We start from the raw sequence: 16092 nt of genomic DNA on the forward strand, positions 1-16092 counted from the left end.
CGCCGATGATACTGCCCACACGGGTGGAAAAGTAGGACACCGCCGAACACAAATTAAGCCCTGTGCCCCCCAACTCTGTTGGGGGGCACAGGCATTTGTGGGGAAAAGCACGTTCAGTCGAATAGCGTCGGAAATGCCGGCGAATTGCTTTTCTCCATTCCCAGCAGCATTCTTTTCCGATCCAATCCGCCGCCGTATCCCGTCAGACTTCCATTTGCGCCGATGACGCGGTGGCACGGAACGATGATTCCGATGGGATTGTGGCCGTTGGCCAATCCGACCGCGCGGAACGCCCCTGGTGTACCGATCTGCTTGGCGATCGCACCGTAGGAGCACGTCTGTCCGTACGGGATGCTGCGCAATGCGTCCCAGACCTTCCGCTGGAACGGCGTACCGACCAGATCCAGATCGAGGTCGAACTCCCGGCGGCGGCCACTGAAGTATTCGTCGAGCTGGCATACCGCGTCGTCGAAAGCGGCATCGTCGCGCAGCCAGTCAGCCCGGTCGGGCTCATAGGTCTGATCGACCATGCGCAGATGCTGCAGTCGGCCTGCCCTGCCGGCGAGCGTCAGCAGCCCGACGGGACTGTCCATCGTCCGGTATCGCACGGTCTCCATCACTTCTCCTTCGGTGGCCACTGATTCACACTGTGGTCGAGCACTGTCCAAAGATGTTGTGTCGCATACGATCGCCACGGTCTCCACGCGCTGCTACGGACGGCCAGGGGTCGGGGGTCCGACGGTAGACCGACTTGCTTCGCGGCCGCGGCAACGCCGAGGTCGGTGACGGGGAACGCGTCAGGGTCGCCCAGCCCGCGCATCGCGATCATCTCGGCCGTCCACGGCCCGATGCCCGGAATTCCCAGCAGGCTCGCGCGTGCGGCGTCCCAGTCGCAGCCCGGGTCCAGCACGAGAGCGCCGTCCGACAGTGCCGTGACGAGCGCCTGCAGCGTGCGCTGCCGAGATCTGGGGAACGCCAAGTACTGCGGATCGATCTCGGAGAGTTCCTCCACCGACGGGAAGACATGCGTGAGTTGCCCTTCGGGATCCTGGACAGGTGTCCCGTACGCATCGGCCAGGCGTCCCGCGTGGGTGCGCGCCGCGGCCAGGGAGACCTGCTGACCGAGGACCACCCGCACGGCGAGCTCGTGCTCGTCGACGGTGCGGGGAATCCGTTGTCCCGGAGCCTTGGCGACCACAGGTGCGAGGTGATGATCGGCGCTGAGGGTGTCGACGACCGCTTCCGGGTCGGCGTCGAGGTCCAGGAGCCGTCTGCAGCGCGCGATGGCGGCGGACAGGTCCCGGAAGTCGTCGATGACGAGCCGGCAGCCCACATGGCCGGGGTGAGGCGTCAGGCTGACGATCCCGGTTCCGTGCGGCAACCTCAGGGTCCGGCGGAACGTGCCGTCGCGTACCTCCTCCACGCCGGGAACGGCACTGGCCGCCAGATGCCCGAACAGTCCCTCGAAGGCGAACGGTGTGCGCACCGGCAGGCGCAACGACATCACCCCTGTGCCGACGGTGTCATCGCTGCCGAACCGCGTGCGCGCGCGGCTGCGCAGCATCGTCGGGGTCAGATCGCAGACCGAGCGGACGGTGTCGTTGAACTGCCGAATGCTGGAGAACCCCGCCGCGAAAGCCACATCGCTGAACGGCATCCCGGTGGTCTCGATCAGCACCCTCGCCATCTGGGCACGTTGAGCGCGTGCCAGTGCGAGCGGGGCGGCACCGACTTCTGCATGCATCAACCGCTCCAGCTGCCGCACCGTGTAGCCCACGCGGGATGCCAGGCCGGTGACTCCGTCCCGGTCCACGGTGCCGTCGGCGATGAGTCGCATCGCACGCGCAACGACGTCAGTGCGCACATTCCATTCCGGCGAGCCCGGCGACGCGTCCGGGCGGCACCGCTTGCACGCCCGGAACCCGGCCCGCTGGGCCGCTGCCGCGGTCGGGTAGAAACGCATGTTGCGCGCATACGGTGGCCGCACCGGGCAGCTGGGGCGGCAGTAGATCTTGGTGGTGAGCACCGCAGTGACGAACCAGCCGTCGAACCGGGCGTCCTTGGACTGGACGGCGCGGTAGCAGCGGTCGAAATCGGTGTGCACCCTTCGACAGTTACACGCAGCGCCTGACGAAACTAGCGGAAAAGCGACATCGTCGTCGGTGGCGGTCCTGCGGAGATCAGGCCGGCGCGCGCACGCTGGAGATCACCAGCTGCAGATAGGGCCGGTAGAGGTCCTCGCCGTCGATGTGGCTGTCCAGCGTGACGCCATCGTTGGCGGCCAGCACGATGCGGGCCAGCGTCTCGGCCTCCATGCTGAGCGTCCCCCCGATGCGGGCGACGTTCTTGCTGATGAATTCCCCGAGGGCGCGTACGGTTTCGCGGCGCTGTGCGGCCACGCTGGCCCTGGCCTGCGGGTTGCGCAGCAGATACAGGGTGAGCTCGTAACCCAGCGCTGCCCGGTCGGCTCCGCTGCTCAACTGACGCCACCGCTCCGCCAGCTCGTCGACGTCGACGTCGCTGAGCCGGTGGAACGACATCATGATCTCGGCGAAGCCGTCGAGAAACCGCTGGCGCTGCCGGTCCACCACCGCCAGGAACAGCTTCTCCTTCGCACCGAACTGCGAATAGATCGCACCGCGGGTGAACCCTGCGGCGTCGGCGATCTCTTCGAGGGCGGCACCGGTCAACCCTTTGCGGGCGAACACCTCTTCGGCGGCGTCCAGCAGGATCTGCCGGGTGTGCTCGGTACGGCGTTCCTTGGTCCAGCGCTCAACCACCGGCCCATCCTCCCACCATGGTCGGCGATCGTGTCCCGCTCCGACCTGACACGGCCGACAGGGGCGGACGGTCCCGGATCCAGAACCGCTCCTCAGCCATGTCGGATGCCTGGAGGCCGGCACAGCGCATCGCGTGGGATTTGAATGCCCGGGCCGCCGCGCTGAGCTGGTGTCGCACCGGTAGCAGAACCCGGCCTGCTGTCTCGCCGAGCGGCTCGCCCCAGAGAAGCGAGGCGTCCGCGGTCGACTCCGGCGTCGTGAGGTGCTCGAGCGGCGCCACGACGGTACGGAACGACCTGTCCTGCTTGGTATTGCCCTCGGATTCGGCACCCGGAGGCTCTGCGCGCACGCCGAGGATCGCCAGCGCCTCGGCGTGTGTGGCGTCGACGGTGACGACCACGACCTGCCAGCCGGCACGACAGTGGTCGAACATCAGCCCCCCGGCCCGCAATACAGCCTCGTCGATGCGGTCCGTGACCACCTCAAGCCGATAGCTCATCGGGGCCTCCTCGCGGATCGTACGAATGTGACACTGACCACGTTATACATCCTTGTATCACTGATACATCCATGTATATCGTGAGGCGGGTCACATCCGGTCGCTCGGAGTGCCGGAGTCACGCAGCGGTGGGGTGATACCGCCGACAGAGGAGGACTGCCTTGATGCCAGCAACACGTCCAGGAGATTGGCTGGACCCGGATTCGGGTCTCGGCCTCGGCCTCGATGACGTCGCGCCCGGAACGTTCAACACCACGGTCCCGACGGACCGCTACACGTGTCCGGATTACGCGGCCCGGGAGCGGGATGCCATCTGGAGGCGTACGTGGCAGATTGCGGGCAGGGCCGAGGATGTGCCCAAGCCGGGGGACTGGAAGAAGTACGAAATCCTCGATCAGTCGTTCATCATCGTCCGCGGCAAGGACGAGAAGCTTCGGGGCTTCGTCAACGCGTGCCGACACCGGGGGAACGCGCTGTGTATCACCGAGACCGGAAATGCCAAGCGCGGCTTCCTCTGTCAGTACCATTTGTGGTCATACGACCTCGAAGGCAAGCTCAAGGGCCTGCTGCGCGAGGACCTGGCCGGCCCGATCGACAAGGCCGAGAACTCGCTGCTGCCGGTGTCTGTCGACACCTTCGCCGGGTTCATCTTCCTCAATCCGGATCCGGACGCGATGCCGCTGCGTGAGTACCTCGGTGAGGAGGTGGTCAGCCTGCTCGAGCCGTACAACATCGAGCGTTTCACCACGGTCATGGACGTCACCGAGGCCATCGAATGCAACTGGAAAGTCGTGATGGACGCATTCGAGGAGGGCTACCACATCAACGGTATCCACCCACAGTTGCTGCAGGTGCTGCACATCAACCCCAAGACCGCACGGTACCGGTTCTTCGAAAACCACAGTGTCGCAATGGCTCCCTTCGAGGTCGTGGGGGCCGGGGTGCAGGACCAGGTGGCCGGCATTCTCGCCCTTCCCGAGACCTTCCCCGGCACTGTCGCCGTGATCCCGCGCTTCCAGGAGTTGATCGCGCCCTACCAGGACGCGAACGGGAACGTCGATTTCCCCGACGGGGTGACCGCCCGCGCCCTGCTGCAGCAGGCCACCCGTGAGGTGCTCACCGGGATGGGGCTGGACGTCAGCGGTCTGACCGACAGTCAGATGGTCGACAACCAGGGCTGGGTGCTGTTCCCGAACTACTTCATGACAGTTCGGGCCGGTGAATGCCACGTGATCATGTCCAGGCCGCATCCCAGCGGCGATCCGAACCGCTGCATCTGGCACGTGGCCAGCTACATGTATGTGCCCCAAGAGTTCCGCGATGCCGTGCGCGCCGAGCCGATCGTGGTCGATACGCCGGGTAGTCACAAGTACTTCGAAGCGCTGCAACAGGATTACGAGCAGATGCCGCGCCAGCAGAAGGGCCTGCGCAACGACCGCCTCGACCACATGTCGCTGGTCAAGGAGGAAGTCGTAATCGCGCACTATCACTCCGTGGTGGACCGCTACATGGCCACGGCAGGGGTGCAGGGATGACCGCCATCGACGACGTCATCGGCGAGAGCACAGGCCGTGCCAGAGCGGTTCTGGAGTACAGCCGCACCATGCACGGGCTGGTGAAGAGCGCCAAAGAGCCCGGTTTTTCGGTAGACAGCTGGGCGCCGCTGGCCGAGCTTGTCGCCGGCGACGACTTCGTCCGCATCGGTCCGTTCAAGGAAGTGATGAACTGGGACGAATACGCCGAGTTCCTGACGAACTGGGCGCGGTCCTCGGAGTGGGACTGCTCGTTCAAACGGATCACCGAGGCAGGTGACGTCGTCCTTCTCGAACTCGAAGAGCGAAGCCAGATAGGCGATTTCAGCAGTGTCGTCAACAGCGCCTCGATCTACGAGTTCGACGGGTCCGGCAAGATCAGCTACATCGCGGTGTACCTGCAGATGCAGCTGCCGGACTCCGCGCCGCTGCCCAGTTTCGACGATGCCGGGCAGGCCGGGTGACGGCAGGCGAACCCCTCCTGCCGCCGCTGAGCGCGGGGGAATGGGGTGACGACGAGTACGCCGCGTTCGGTGCGTTGATGGGGCTGCCGGGGGAGAAGGTCCCCCGGGCCGGCTCCGGGCACGCCGCCGACCCACTCAAATTCGACATCATCGGTCTGCTGGCGCGCCATCCGCAGATGGCTCGCCGGTTCCTGACCTTCAACGGATGGCTGTTGCAGCGGGGCGAATTGCCCTTGCGGCTGCGGGAGCTCGCGATCCTGCGCGTCGCCCACATCCGAAGGTCGGCGTTCTTCTGGGGAGAACACACCAAGGTCGCCATCGAAGGTGGAGTGCCCGAGTGCGACATCAGTCGCATCGCTGGGGACTGCGAGGGGTTCTCCGGCGTCGATCGACTGGTTCTCGACGCGACTGACGAGCTCCTCCGTGATGGCCGTGCCGGTGACGGCACGTGGCACCGGCTGAACGACGAGCTCGGGACGCACCAGGCGATGGAGCTGATCTTTGTCGTCGGCACGTACGCCATGCTGGCGATGGCGTTCGAGACCTGGCGGCTTCCCCCGCCGGCCGGCAGCGCAACGCTCCCCGGGTAGCCCGCGCGCCGCCTACACTCCGACGCATGGCCCAACTGGTGCAGCGCTATCTCGACCGCATCCGCGCCGAGCACACCGGGGTCACCGACGGGGCGCTGGCCGACTACATTCCGGAGCTCGCCCGCGTCGACCCGGACGGATACGGACTGTCGCTGTCGTCCGTGGACGGCTTCGTGTACGAATCTGGCGATACAGCAGTGGAATTCACCATCCAGTCGGTCTCGAAACCGTTCACCTACGCGCTCGCCCTCGCGCACCTAGGCGCTGATGCCGTCGACGCCGTGATCGGTGTGGAACCGTCCGGGGAAGCGTTCAACGAGATCAGCGTCGATCACCTCACCAAGACGCCGAAGAACCCGATGATCAACGCCGGTGCGATCGCCGCGGTGTCGCTCATTCCTGCCGACAGCCCCGGAGAGCGTTTCGCGATGATCCAGGACTTCTATTCGGCGTTCGCCGGACGACGGCTCGAACTCGACGAGGAGGTCTACGCGTCGGAGAAAGCGACCGGCAGCCGCAACCGGGCCATCGGGTACATGCTGCAGAGTTTCGGTGTGCTCGACGACGACCCCGACGAGGTGCTCGACGTGTACTACCGGCAGTGCTCATTGCGCGTTACCTCCACCGATCTCGCCATCATGGGCGCCACCCTCGCCCGCGGCGGCACCTGCCCCACGACCGGGACCAGGGTGGCGGATGCGTCGGTGATCAAGAGGACCTTGTCGGTGATGGTCACCTGCGGAATGTACGACGCGGCGGGGGACTGGGTCAGCGCGGTGGGGATGCCGGCCAAGAGTGGGGTCGGGGGTGGCATCGTTGCGGTGCTGCCGGGCCAGCTCGGCATCGGCACCTATTCACCGCTGCTGGACGCCAAGGGCCATAGTGTGCGGGGAGTCCGCCTGTGCCGCAGCCTTTCTGAGCAACTCGGCCTGCACTTCTTGACGGTGTCGCGCGATTCGCGGGCCACCCTGCGTGCCGTCTATGAACCTGCCGAAGGCATCCGGGTGTACGAGGCGCACGGCGACCTGCTCTTCAGCGGCGCCGAGCAGTTGGTGCGCACCGCTGAACGCGAACGCGCCGACTCCGACGTCGCGATCCTCGACGTGACCGGCGTCGACGACATCGACGACGCCGCCCGGGCGTTGTTGTCCGACATGAGCCAGGCGCTGTGCGCGGACGGGAAGCAGGGGTTCCTCGTCGACCCCGACGGCACGGTCGTCGGTGCCCGGGCAGACCTCGAGGCCATCCGCTTCCCGGATGTGGGCTCAGCGCTGACGGCCGCCCACGAGTGGCTCGCCCAGCATCAGCGCATCCCCGGCTGAGTTCACACGCCCCGGTGTACCGGTCTGAGCCGATCGGCGATCTGCTCAACCAGCGCCTCGACCTCGCCCAGACGGGACTGCACCCGTTCCGGCGCCCACGCCAGCGCGATTTCGGCCGGCGCCCAGGTGGTCTCGTCGATCGGGATCAGCTTGAACTCCGGCGGGGAGAAGATCTTGCCGATGAACGAGTCCGGCGCATAGCTGACGACGGCGACCAGGTGGCGGTTGAACACCTGGGTCGCCATCTCGACCTCGCCGCCGCGCTGGTTGGTGGTGCGGACGATGCGGTGGATACCGCGGCGGTTGAGCATGCGGGTCAGCCCGGCCAGCACCACCGGGTTCGGCCGCGCGAAATCGATCGCCACGTCGCGGTCGCGCAGTTCCTCGATGCTCACCAGATCGCGGGAGGCCAGCGGGTCGTCGAAGCGCACCGCGATCCCGCCCTGATAACTGGCCACCACCCGGTGGCGCAGTCGCTTGTCCCCGGACGGCAGATGGATCAGCCCGATCTCGGCCTGTCCGGCGATGAGTTTCGCGGTGACCTCGGCCGCCGAACCCGGCACCGAGAACTCCGTCGGCACCGGCAAGCCGGAGATCGCGGTCTCCAGTTCGGCCAGCAGGTCCGACGGCGCGTACGCGGTCGCGCTGACCCGGATCGGGACCAGCCCGCTCACCCCGCGCGTCGCGGCGGCCTTGAAGTCCTCGACCTGACGCAGGATCTCGCGTGCCGGGCCGACCAACTGCTGGCCCAGCGGGCTGAGCCGCACCTCGTGGTAGCCGCGTTCGAACAGCGGCCCGCCGAGCTCCTTCTCCAGCAGTTTGATCTGCTTGCTCAGCGGCGGCGGCGTGATCATCAACTTGTCGGCGGCGCGCTTGAAGTGCAGTTCGTCTGCGACAGCGACGAAGTACTTGAGCCTGGTGAAGTCGATGTCCATTCCTGCCGCATCCGCATCGGGGTGGCCTGTGCCACCCCGATGCTACGAGATCGGGGCGCGCGCCCGATCACATCGGCGCAGGGGCCTGCAGTGACGGGTTCTCCAGCACTCCGCGTTCGAGCAGCGCGGCGATCTCGTCGTCACCGAGCCCGAGCAGCTCGGCGGCGATCTCGGCGGTCTGTTCCCCGAGCAGCGGCGCCTGGCCCAGCGGGGGGTCGGGCACGTGATCGCAGTGGATCTGCACGTTCTCCATCATGAACGGCTCGGTGCCGTGCGGATGCAGCTCCTCCCGGAACGCGCGGCGCTGCTCGTAGTAGCCCCACTGCGGGATCTCGTGGGCGTGCAGCACCGCACCCGCGGGTACGCCGGCGGCCTGTAGTTCGGTCATCGCATCCAGATGCGAGCGCTGGGCGGTCCAGGCGCGCACCGCGTCGTCGAGCGAGCCGTCCTCCTCGGCTAAGTGACCCACGACCCCGGCGAGGGCACGCCGGTCGGCATCGTCACGCGCGGTGATCGCGATCCAGCAGTCCTCGCCGGCGGCCCGGTAGAGGCCCCACGGTGTGTCGGCAGCCGCCGCATCGGCGCTGGTATGGCCGGCGCGCTGCAGTGCGTCGGCGGCGATGTCGGCGGCCAGATGGCTGAGCATGACCTCGGCCTGGGAGATGCTCGCCGCGCCACCCTCTCCGGTGCGTTCGCGGCGCAGCAGCAACGCCAGCGCCGACAGCGTCCCGATCCGGGCGGCCACATGGTCGGGGTAGACGGTGACGGTGTCGCAGAACGTGTCCGGTTCGCCCGGATAGGTCCACAGGTTCGTGAAGCCCACCGCGGCGCGCACCAGAGGGCCGTAGCCGAGCCGCTTCGCCCAGGGGCCGGTCGGGCCGAACGCGGAGCTGTCGACCACCACGATGTTCGGGTTGATCCGGCGCAGCGTCGCGTATTCCATCCCGAGTGATTCGGCGACGCCCGGTTTGTAGTTGGTCAGCACCACATCCGACTGCGCCACCAGGCGGTGCGCGAGTTCGCGGCCCTCCTCCAGGCGCAGATCGATGCCGATGGAGCGCTTGTTGCGATGGCCCGCGGCGAACGGCTGCGTCATCGCCGTCGGGCGCCCGATCCGCAGCCCGTCCATGTGCGCGGAATGCTCGATCTTGACCACGTCGGCACCGAGATCACCGAAAAGCCTTGCCGTGTCGGCGCCGACGACGATCACGCCGAGGTCCAGGACACGGATGCCCTCCAGCGGCAGCCCCTGTCCCTTCCGCTGCCTGGCTGCGAGCATCGGCGCCCCCGACGGACGTGCCGACGCGGTCTGCGGTGCGTTCAGTGAGCTGGCCCGGTGGCCGTCGATCTCGCTGACGCCCACCGGGATCGGGGCCACCACGCCGGGGGCCAGCTCCGCATCGTGGAAGAACCCACGGGCGGTGAAGTGTTCGGCGTTGAGTGCCTCCGACAGCGTGAGCACCGCCGCGGCGGGCACGCCGTGCGCCTGGCACCGGGCCTCCAGTTCCGCGCGCGTCTTGTCGGCGCAGAACGCCTCGATCGCTTCGAGCAGATGCGGGGACCGGAATCGCTTCCCGAGCTTGTCGAAGGACGGATCCGCGAACTCCTCCGGGCTGCCCATCAACGTGAACATGCCCTGCCACTGCCGCTTCGACAGGATGCAGATGCGAACGTGCCCGTCCTTGCAGGCGATGATCGGGTAGCGCTGCTTCTCGGCATCCCAGTTCCGCGGCTGGGCGCTGACCGCGACACCGGCAGACGCGCTGCCCGCCGACCCGAACGGCGGATCGAGAGCCTGCATCGCACCGTCGAGAACGGCGAAGTCGATCAGATCACCCTCGCCGGTGCGCAACCGGTCCAGGAAGACGCTCAACGTCATCACCGCGGCCTGGGCGGCCGCCACCTGGTACGGCAGGTCCGCGGGCGGGATCAGCGGCTCGCGCCCGGGGATGCCCGAGCGCGAGAGTTCGCTCGAAAGTGCGTGCAGCACAGGGCTGGTGGCCTGCCAGGTGCGGTACTCGGTATCCCGCCCGAAGTCGCTGAGCGACAGGATCACCAGGTCCGGGTGCTCGGCATGGATGGTGCGAACCGCAAGCGCTGCCTCGGCTTCCGAGCCGGGGCGGCTGCTCTCGATCAGGATGTCCGCGCCGTCGAGCAGCCCGGAGAACGCCTCCCGGCCCTCCGGCGTGAACGGATCCACCTCGACGGCGGGCATACCGTCGCGGTTGATCGCGGTCCCGATCGCGACGCCGCCGACGTACGGGCCGACCGTCGCGTCGTCGGTCACGCCGCGCAGCCGCGCGACCGTGACTTCCGCGCCCAGGTCGGCGAACAGGCGGCTGACCGCCGTCATCGGACCGGTGCTCAGATCCAGGATGCGGACACCGGAAAGCGGTGGATCGTAACTCATCTGGTCAGTTCTTCCTGATCTCACGGAACGGGATGTCACGATCGACCTCGGGTTCCTTGGGCAGGCCGAGGACGCGCTCGCCGATGATGTTGCGCTGGATCTGATCGGTGCCACCGCCGATCGAGGTGAAGAACGCGTTGAGCGTCAGGAAGTTCACCTCGTCGGCCTCGGGGTTGTCCGGTCCGGCCAGCAGCGCGTCAGCGCCGATGATGTCGGTCTTCAGCCGGGCCTCGGCGTGCAGGATGCCCGATGTCGCCAGCTTGCCCAGCGACATGACCGGGCTGGCGGTGCCCTGCTTGGCCTCGGCCTTGGCGCGGGCGTTGTTGAGGCTGTTGAGTTCCCGCAGCGCGAGCACGTCGGCCAGCGACTTGCGGATCGCTGAATCGTCCAGCTTGCCGTGGGCACGGGCCATCTCGACCAGACTGCTTCCGCGGGACTGCTTGCGGTGCAGGCTGGTTCCGGAACCCATGATGGCGCGCTCGTAGGCCAGCGCGGTCTGCAGTACCCGCCAGCCGTTGCCGACGCCGCCGACCACGTACGCGTCGGGAACCTTGGCATCGGTGATGAACACCTCGTTGAAGTGTGAGTCGCCGGTGATCTGCACCAGCGGGCGGACCTCGATGCCCGGCTGCTTCATCGGCACGATGAAGAAGGTGATGCCCTTGTGCTTGGGCACATCCCAGTCGGTGCGGGCGATCAGCAGCGCGTACTGCGAGGTGAGTGCGCCGGAGGTCCACACCTTCTGGCCGTTGATGATCCATTGGTCGCCGTCGCGGACCGCGGTGGTGCGCACACCGGCCAGATCCGATCCCGCACCGGGCTCGCTGTAGAGCAGGCAGGTCCGGGACTTCTCGGTCAGGAACTCGCGCAGCAGATCGGATTTCAGCTGCTCGGTGCCGAACGCGAGCGTGGTGTTGGCGGGGATGCTGAACTTGTCCTGGCACGCCCCCGGTGCGTGGACCGCGCGGAACTCCTCGGCGATCACCTTGGCCAGCTTGTTGGGGTAGCCGCGGCCGTACCACTCGGTCGGGTAGGTCGGCGCACCGTAACCGGCGGCGACGACCTTCTCCAGCCAGGCGATCCGCTCGGGGGAGCTGACCCAGGGGTCGTCGGACTTGGGCAGGGCGACGCCGGTCCAGTTCTGGGCAAGCCAGTCACGAACCTCGGCGCGCAGTTCCTCGGCGCTGGGCAGGTCGACTTCGCTCATGTCATGCGCCTTTCGAGATCAGGTAACGCTCGCGGTGAAGTCCGGAGTCGCCGAACAGTTGCAGACCGGAGCGCGCCCGGCGGACGTACAGGTGGCAGGGGTGTTCCCAGGTGAATCCGATGCCGCCGTGCATCTGCACGGCGGCCAGGGTGGTCTTGACGTAGGCCTCGGCGCAGGCGAAGCCGGCCAGCGCCACGGCGCCGTCGCGGGCCTCGGCGTCGGTGTCGGTGTCGTCGGCGGCCGCGAAACGCGCCGCGGCGTTCTGCGCTGCGGAGGTGGCCGATTCGACCTCCAGCAGCAGGTCGGCGGCCATGTGCTTGAGCGCCTGGAAGCTGCCGATCGCCCGGCCGAACTGGAACCGGGTCTTGAGGTAATCGATCGTGATGTCGAAGATGCGCCGGGTGCCGCCGGCCTGTTCACCCGCGAGCGCGATCACCGCGTAGTCGAGGGCCTGCTGGACCGCGTCCCAGCCCGCGGTGCCGAGGCGGCGTGCCGGGGTGTTCGTGAACGTGTACGTCGACAGCCGCACCGTCGGGTCGAAGACGGTGACCGCGGCACGCTCGAAACCCGCTCCGTCCGTGGCTACTTCGAACACCCCGATGCCGTCACCGGTGCGCGCGACCACGAGCACGACGTCGGCCACCTGACCCCACGTGACGTAGTGCGCGGAGCCGGTGAGAGTTCCGTCCTCAGCGGCCCGCACGTCGACACCGTCGGCCGTCCAGGTGCCGGACTTGCCGGTCAGCGCCACGGTGCCGATCGCGGTGCCGTCGGCCAGCGAGGGCAGCAGCCGCTGCTTGTCCTCCGCGGTGCCCGCGGCGTTGATCAGGGCGACGGTCAGCACGGCACTGGAAATGAACGGTGCGGGCAGCAGCGCGGCGCCGGTCTCCTCCGCGACGGCCTCGAGTTCCTGTGCGCCGAAGCCCAGTCCGCCGTGGTCGTCGTCGACGAGCATGCCCAGCACACCCTGCTCGGCCAGCTGCCGCCACAGCTCACGATCGAAACCCTCGTCGGACTCCATCACCCGCCGCACGTCCGCTTCGGTGCATTTGTCGGCGAGCAACTCGCCGACCGCGGTGCGCAGTTCCGCACGCTCGGCCACACTGATCGTCATTGTCGACATGCCTCCTCTGGCTTACTGCCCCCATCGTTGGCTCAGGGCGGCCCGCTGTAAATCACGAATCGGCACACCCACGGGTTTCCGGTTGCGACATCCCGCCCGTCAGGTCAGCGAGATCGGCGTCGCCAGGCGGGTCGGCTCGGCGTGCCCGCGCAGCGTCACCATCTCACCCAGCGTCCACCGCCGTCGTTCGTCCTCGGCGGCGCGGTTCACGGTGTCCGACGACGCGACGAGGTGCCCGTCGATCTTCTTGGCCAGCTCGCACAGCCGTGCCGCCTCGTTGACCGGCTCGCCGATCACCGTGTACTCGAAGCGTTCCTTGGCCCCGACGTTGCCGGCGACCACCTGTCCGGCGGCGACGCCGATTCCGGCGTCGCATTCGGGCACCTCGGCGCACAGCCGGCGCGCCATCGCGCGGGCGGCGGCCAGCGCCTCGGCTTCGGGGTTGTCGAGCGCCACGGGGGCGCCGAACACGGCGAGCACCGCGTCGCCCTCGAACTTGTTCACCAGCCCGTGGTGGTTGTCGACCTCGTCGACCACGACGTCGAAGAACCGGTTGAGCAGCTCGACGACCTCCACCGCGGGCCTGCTGGTCACCAGCTGCGTGGAGCCGATGATGTCGATGAAGATCACCGCGGCGTGGCGTTCCTCCCCGCCGAGCTCGATCTGCTGCTGTTCGGCGAGCAGCGCGACGTCACGCCCGACGTGGCGGCCGAACAGGTCGCGGACCCTCTCGCGTTCGCGCAGCCCGTGCACCATCGAGTTGAAACCGCGCTGCAGCTCGCCGAGTTCGGTGCCGTCGAACACCACCAGATTGCCGTCGAGGTCTCCGTCCTCGACCTGTTTGAGCGCCGACCGGACCACGCGCACCGGGGTCGCGATGAGCCAGGACAACAGCCACATCAGGGTCAGGCCGAACACCAGCGCGAACGACGCGATGATCATCACGGCCACCGCGAACTGGGTGGCGCTGAGGTTCTTCAACGACAGCGAGAACACCGCCAGCAGAAGGATCCCGAGCACGGGCACTCCGGAGCTGAGCAGCCAGACGGTCATCGTTCGGCCCATCACACCATGCGCCAGCCGGCGGGGCGGCCGGCCGGCCTCGAGTGCCTGGGCGGCGATGGGACGCAGTGCGAACTCGGTGATCATGTAGCACGCGGTGGCGACGACGATGCCGGGGAAGCCGACCGCGAAGAGGAACCGGGGGATGAACGCGGTGTCGTGCAGGCCGTAGAGCACGGTCAACAGCACGGCGCCGACGCCCCACAACAGCAACAACTTCTGCGCGACGCGCGCCGGGGCGAGGAACACGTTGCGCTGGTCGGTGCTCGTCGGCTGACGTTCCTCGATGGCCCATCGCAGCGAGCGCACGGTCCGCGATGTGATCCAGGCCGTGCCGAAGAACAGCGCGACCAGCATGTAGGCGGGTGTGACACCGAAGGTCAGCCATGCCGGGGCGTCGGAGAACACACTGGGTACCGGGATCGCGACCGTGTTCAGCAGCAGGGAGACCGCGATGCCGAGCACGTTGGTGAACAGGATGAAGAACGTCAGGATGATCTGGATCCGGATGCGGCGCCGGGCCTGGCTCTCCTCCGGTCTGCCCAACAGCCAGGAGCCGTAGCCCGGCGTCTCCAGCCGACCGCTCTGGCGAGTCACTCTCTCAAGCACCCGGCCCAGCCGGTGCGGCACGCTCTTGGTGGCGGTCATCGTCACGCCAGCCTAGTGACCCGGGCCCGGCCATCTATGGTGGTTCGGTGCGCCTCGTCATCGCCCAGTGCACCGTCGACTACGTCGGAAGACTCACCGCTCACCTCCCTTCGGCCCGGCGGCTGTTGCTGTTCAAGGCCGACGGCTCGGTCAGCGTGCACGCCGACGACCGTGCCTATAAACCCCTGAACTGGATGTCCCCGCCGTGCTGGGTGATCGAGCAGCCTGACGGCGACCACCCGATCTGGGTGGTCGAGAACAAGGCGGGGGAGCAGCTGCGCATCACCGTGGAGGCGATCGAACACGATTCGTCCCACGAGCTGGGGGTGGATCCCGGCCTGGTGAAGGACGGCGTGGAGGCGCACCTGCAGGCGCTGTTGGCCGAACACGTCGAACTGCTCGGTGCCGGCTACACATTGGTGCGCCGCGAGTACATGACACCGATCGGTCCGGTGGACCTGCTGTGCCGCGACGAGCAGGGCCGCTCGGTCGCCGTCGAGATCAAGCGGCGCGGCGAGATCGACGGTGTGGAGCAACTGACCCGCTATCTCGAACTCCTCAACCGCGACTCGCTGCTGGCGCCGGTGGCGGGGGTGTTCGCCGCCCAGCAGATCAAGCCGCAGGCCCGTACTCTCGCGACCGATCGCGGAATCCGTTGTGTCACACTTGATTACGACAAGATGCGCGGTATGGACAACGACGAGTTCCGCCTGTTCTGATGAAGAAGCGGCGCGCGGGGAGCAAGCGGACGCCGATCGCGGCTCCGCTACCGGCGCCGCGGCGCATCGAGACCGGGTCCGACGGCTACGACTACGAGGTGCGGCCCATCACAGTGGCGCGCGCGACCAAGACCTACCGGTGTCCGGGATGCGACCACGAGATCAGACCGGCGACCGCACATGTGGTGGTGTGGCCGGCCGACGGTGGCGGTGACGTCGAGGACCGCAGGCACTGGCACACACCGTGCTGGACGCACCGCGGTACCCGGGGGCCGACGCGTCGCTGGTCGTGACCCCGGTGCCGTGAGTTAGTGGTCCGAATCCTGGGCGGGCTCGACGAGCTCGATGAGCACGCCGCCGCCGTCCTTGGGATGGATGAAGTTGATCCGCGAGTTGGCGGTGCCGCGCTTGGGGGCTTCGTAGAGCAGTCGCACACCCTGCTCGCGCAGGCGCTCGCTGAGGGTGTCGATGTCGCTGGTCCGGTACGCGAGCTGCTGCAGGCCGGGGCCGCGCTTGTCGATGAACTTCGCGATCGTTGAGGTCTCGTCCAGCGGGGACATCAGCTGGATCTGTGCGCTGCCGACCGGGGCGCCGCGCACCGACAGCATGGCCTCGCGGACACCCTGCTCTTCGTTGATCTCTTCGTGCAGCACGATCATGCCGAGGTGGTCGTGATACCACTTGATCGCGGCGTCCAGATCCGGGACGGCGATGCCGACGTGGTCAATGCCGGTCACCAGCGCGGTGGCCAGTACCGGACGGGCGTCAGTCTGCTCGGCGGTCATAGAGAAAACGTAACCT

The 16092-nt window shown here is 67.6% G+C and carries 16 protein-coding genes; 6 read left to right on the forward strand and 10 right to left on the reverse strand.

Annotated elements, in window-relative coordinates; genetic code table 11:
* Nucleotides 1–113: 113 nt before the first annotated feature.
* The 4 genes from BST38_RS20640 to BST38_RS20655 form a co-directional block, all read right to left on the reverse strand.
* Complete coding sequence (locus tag BST38_RS20640) at nt 114–617, reverse strand: methylated-DNA--[protein]-cysteine S-methyltransferase (protein WP_083145348.1); 504 nt, start codon at nt 615–617, stop codon at nt 114–116.
* Nucleotides 617–2104, reverse strand: coding sequence for a DNA-3-methyladenine glycosylase 2 family protein (locus BST38_RS20645; RefSeq protein WP_083145349.1), 1488 nt, complete (start codon nt 2102–2104; stop codon nt 617–619). The genes BST38_RS20640 and BST38_RS20645 overlap by 1 nt, the downstream gene beginning before the upstream one ends.
* 76 nt (nt 2105–2180) lie before the next feature.
* Nucleotides 2181–2780 carry a TetR/AcrR family transcriptional regulator gene (locus tag BST38_RS20650; RefSeq protein ID WP_083145350.1) on the reverse strand — a complete coding sequence of 200 codons (600 nt, stop codon included), beginning with the start codon at nt 2778–2780 and terminating at the stop codon, nt 2181–2183.
* Nucleotides 2773–3279, reverse strand: a complete 507-nt coding sequence (locus BST38_RS20655) for a hypothetical protein (RefSeq protein WP_083145351.1) — start codon at nt 3277–3279, stop codon at nt 2773–2775. Before BST38_RS20655 ends, BST38_RS20650 begins: the two co-directional genes overlap by 8 nt.
* Nucleotides 3280–3443: 164 nt before the next feature.
* Between BST38_RS20655 and BST38_RS20660 the strand changes: the two genes are divergently transcribed.
* Genes BST38_RS20660 through glsA form a run of 4 tightly spaced genes read left to right on the forward strand, consistent with a single transcriptional unit; the run spans nt 3444 to nt 7187 of the window.
* Nucleotides 3444–4814, forward strand: a complete 1371-nt coding sequence (locus BST38_RS20660) for an aromatic ring-hydroxylating oxygenase subunit alpha (protein ID WP_083145352.1) — start codon at nt 3444–3446, stop codon at nt 4812–4814.
* Nucleotides 4811–5275, forward strand: a complete 465-nt coding sequence (locus BST38_RS20665; protein WP_083145353.1) for a hypothetical protein — start codon at nt 4811–4813, stop codon at nt 5273–5275. The genes BST38_RS20660 and BST38_RS20665 overlap by 4 nt, the downstream gene beginning before the upstream one ends.
* Nucleotides 5272–5865, forward strand: a complete 594-nt coding sequence (locus BST38_RS20670; RefSeq protein ID WP_083145354.1) for a carboxymuconolactone decarboxylase family protein — start codon at nt 5272–5274, stop codon at nt 5863–5865. The genes BST38_RS20665 and BST38_RS20670 overlap by 4 nt, the downstream gene beginning before the upstream one ends.
* A 26-nt stretch (nt 5866–5891) precedes the next feature.
* The gene (glsA, locus tag BST38_RS20675) at nt 5892–7187 is read left to right on the forward strand and encodes a glutaminase A (protein ID WP_083145355.1); all 1296 of its coding nucleotides are present in this window, start codon (nt 5892–5894) and stop codon (nt 7185–7187) included.
* Between the two features lie 2 nt (nt 7188–7189).
* Here glsA and BST38_RS20680 read toward each other — a convergent pair whose 3' ends face one another.
* The 5 genes from BST38_RS20680 to BST38_RS20700 form a co-directional block, all read right to left on the reverse strand.
* Nucleotides 7190–8122 (reverse strand): LysR family transcriptional regulator, encoded by a 933-nt coding sequence (locus tag BST38_RS20680; RefSeq protein WP_083145356.1) that lies wholly within the window; start codon nt 8120–8122, stop codon nt 7190–7192.
* A gap of 67 nt (nt 8123–8189) precedes the next feature.
* Entirely contained in the window at nt 8190–10532 is a 2343-nt protein-coding gene (locus tag BST38_RS20685; RefSeq protein WP_083145357.1) for a CaiB/BaiF CoA-transferase family protein, read from the reverse strand.
* A 4-nt stretch (nt 10533–10536) separates the two neighbouring features.
* A complete protein-coding gene (locus BST38_RS20690; protein WP_083145358.1) occupies nt 10537–11739 on the reverse strand; it encodes an acyl-CoA dehydrogenase family protein in 1203 nt (400 codons plus the stop codon).
* 1 nt (nt 11740) lies between these two features.
* Nucleotides 11741–12853, reverse strand: coding sequence for an acyl-CoA dehydrogenase family protein (locus BST38_RS20695; RefSeq protein ID WP_083145359.1), 1113 nt, complete (start codon nt 12851–12853; stop codon nt 11741–11743).
* A 108-nt stretch (nt 12854–12961) separates the two neighbouring features.
* Nucleotides 12962–14572, reverse strand: coding sequence for an adenylate/guanylate cyclase domain-containing protein (locus tag BST38_RS20700; RefSeq protein WP_083145360.1), 1611 nt, complete (start codon nt 14570–14572; stop codon nt 12962–12964).
* A 47-nt stretch (nt 14573–14619) separates the two neighbouring features.
* On the opposite strand from BST38_RS20700, the gene nucS reads away from it, so the two are divergent.
* Complete coding sequence (nucS, locus tag BST38_RS20705; RefSeq protein WP_083145361.1) at nt 14620–15291, forward strand: endonuclease NucS; 672 nt, start codon at nt 14620–14622, stop codon at nt 15289–15291.
* On the forward strand, nt 15291–15584 hold the full coding sequence (locus BST38_RS20710) for an Rv1322 family protein (protein WP_083145362.1): 294 nt from the start codon (nt 15291–15293) through the stop codon (nt 15582–15584). Before nucS ends, BST38_RS20710 begins: the two co-directional genes overlap by 1 nt.
* A gap of 15 nt (nt 15585–15599) precedes the next feature.
* Here BST38_RS20710 and mce read toward each other — a convergent pair whose 3' ends face one another.
* Entirely contained in the window at nt 15600–16076 is a 477-nt protein-coding gene (gene mce / locus BST38_RS20715; RefSeq protein ID WP_083145363.1) for a methylmalonyl-CoA epimerase, read from the reverse strand.
* Nucleotides 16077–16092 lie beyond the last annotated feature (16 nt).

The organism is Mycolicibacterium parafortuitum, from assembly GCF_002086815.1.
In the GTDB taxonomy this organism is placed as follows: domain Bacteria; phylum Actinomycetota; class Actinomycetes; order Mycobacteriales; family Mycobacteriaceae; genus Mycobacterium; species Mycobacterium parafortuitum.

What these genes read in the sequence shown, in the direction of transcription:
- BST38_RS20695 (WP_083145359.1), bottom strand. Translation starts at nt 12,853, where the DNA reads ATGACGATCAGTGTGGCCGAGCGTGCGGAACTGCGCACCGCGGTCGGC.
- BST38_RS20700 (WP_083145360.1), bottom strand. Translation starts at nt 14,572, where the DNA reads ATGACCGCCACCAAGAGCGTGCCGCACCGGCTGGGCCGGGTGCTTGAG.
- BST38_RS20685 (WP_083145357.1), bottom strand. Translation starts at nt 10,532, where the DNA reads ATGAGTTACGATCCACCGCTTTCCGGTGTCCGCATCCTGGATCTGAGC.
- BST38_RS20690 (WP_083145358.1), bottom strand. Translation starts at nt 11,739, where the DNA reads ATGAGCGAAGTCGACCTGCCCAGCGCCGAGGAACTGCGCGCCGAGGTT.
- BST38_RS20640 (WP_083145348.1), bottom strand. Translation starts at nt 617, where the DNA reads ATGGAGACCGTGCGATACCGGACGATGGACAGTCCCGTCGGGCTGCTG.
- glsA (WP_083145355.1), top strand. Translation starts at nt 5,892, where the DNA reads ATGGCCCAACTGGTGCAGCGCTATCTCGACCGCATCCGCGCCGAGCAC.
- BST38_RS20710 (WP_083145362.1), top strand. Translation starts at nt 15,291, where the DNA reads ATGAAGAAGCGGCGCGCGGGGAGCAAGCGGACGCCGATCGCGGCTCCG.
- mce (WP_083145363.1), bottom strand. Translation starts at nt 16,076, where the DNA reads ATGACCGCCGAGCAGACTGACGCCCGTCCGGTACTGGCCACCGCGCTG.
- BST38_RS20660 (WP_083145352.1), top strand. Translation starts at nt 3,444, where the DNA reads ATGCCAGCAACACGTCCAGGAGATTGGCTGGACCCGGATTCGGGTCTC.
- BST38_RS20655 (WP_083145351.1), bottom strand. Translation starts at nt 3,279, where the DNA reads ATGAGCTATCGGCTTGAGGTGGTCACGGACCGCATCGACGAGGCTGTA.
- BST38_RS20680 (WP_083145356.1), bottom strand. Translation starts at nt 8,122, where the DNA reads ATGGACATCGACTTCACCAGGCTCAAGTACTTCGTCGCTGTCGCAGAC.
- BST38_RS20665 (WP_083145353.1), top strand. Translation starts at nt 4,811, where the DNA reads ATGACCGCCATCGACGACGTCATCGGCGAGAGCACAGGCCGTGCCAGA.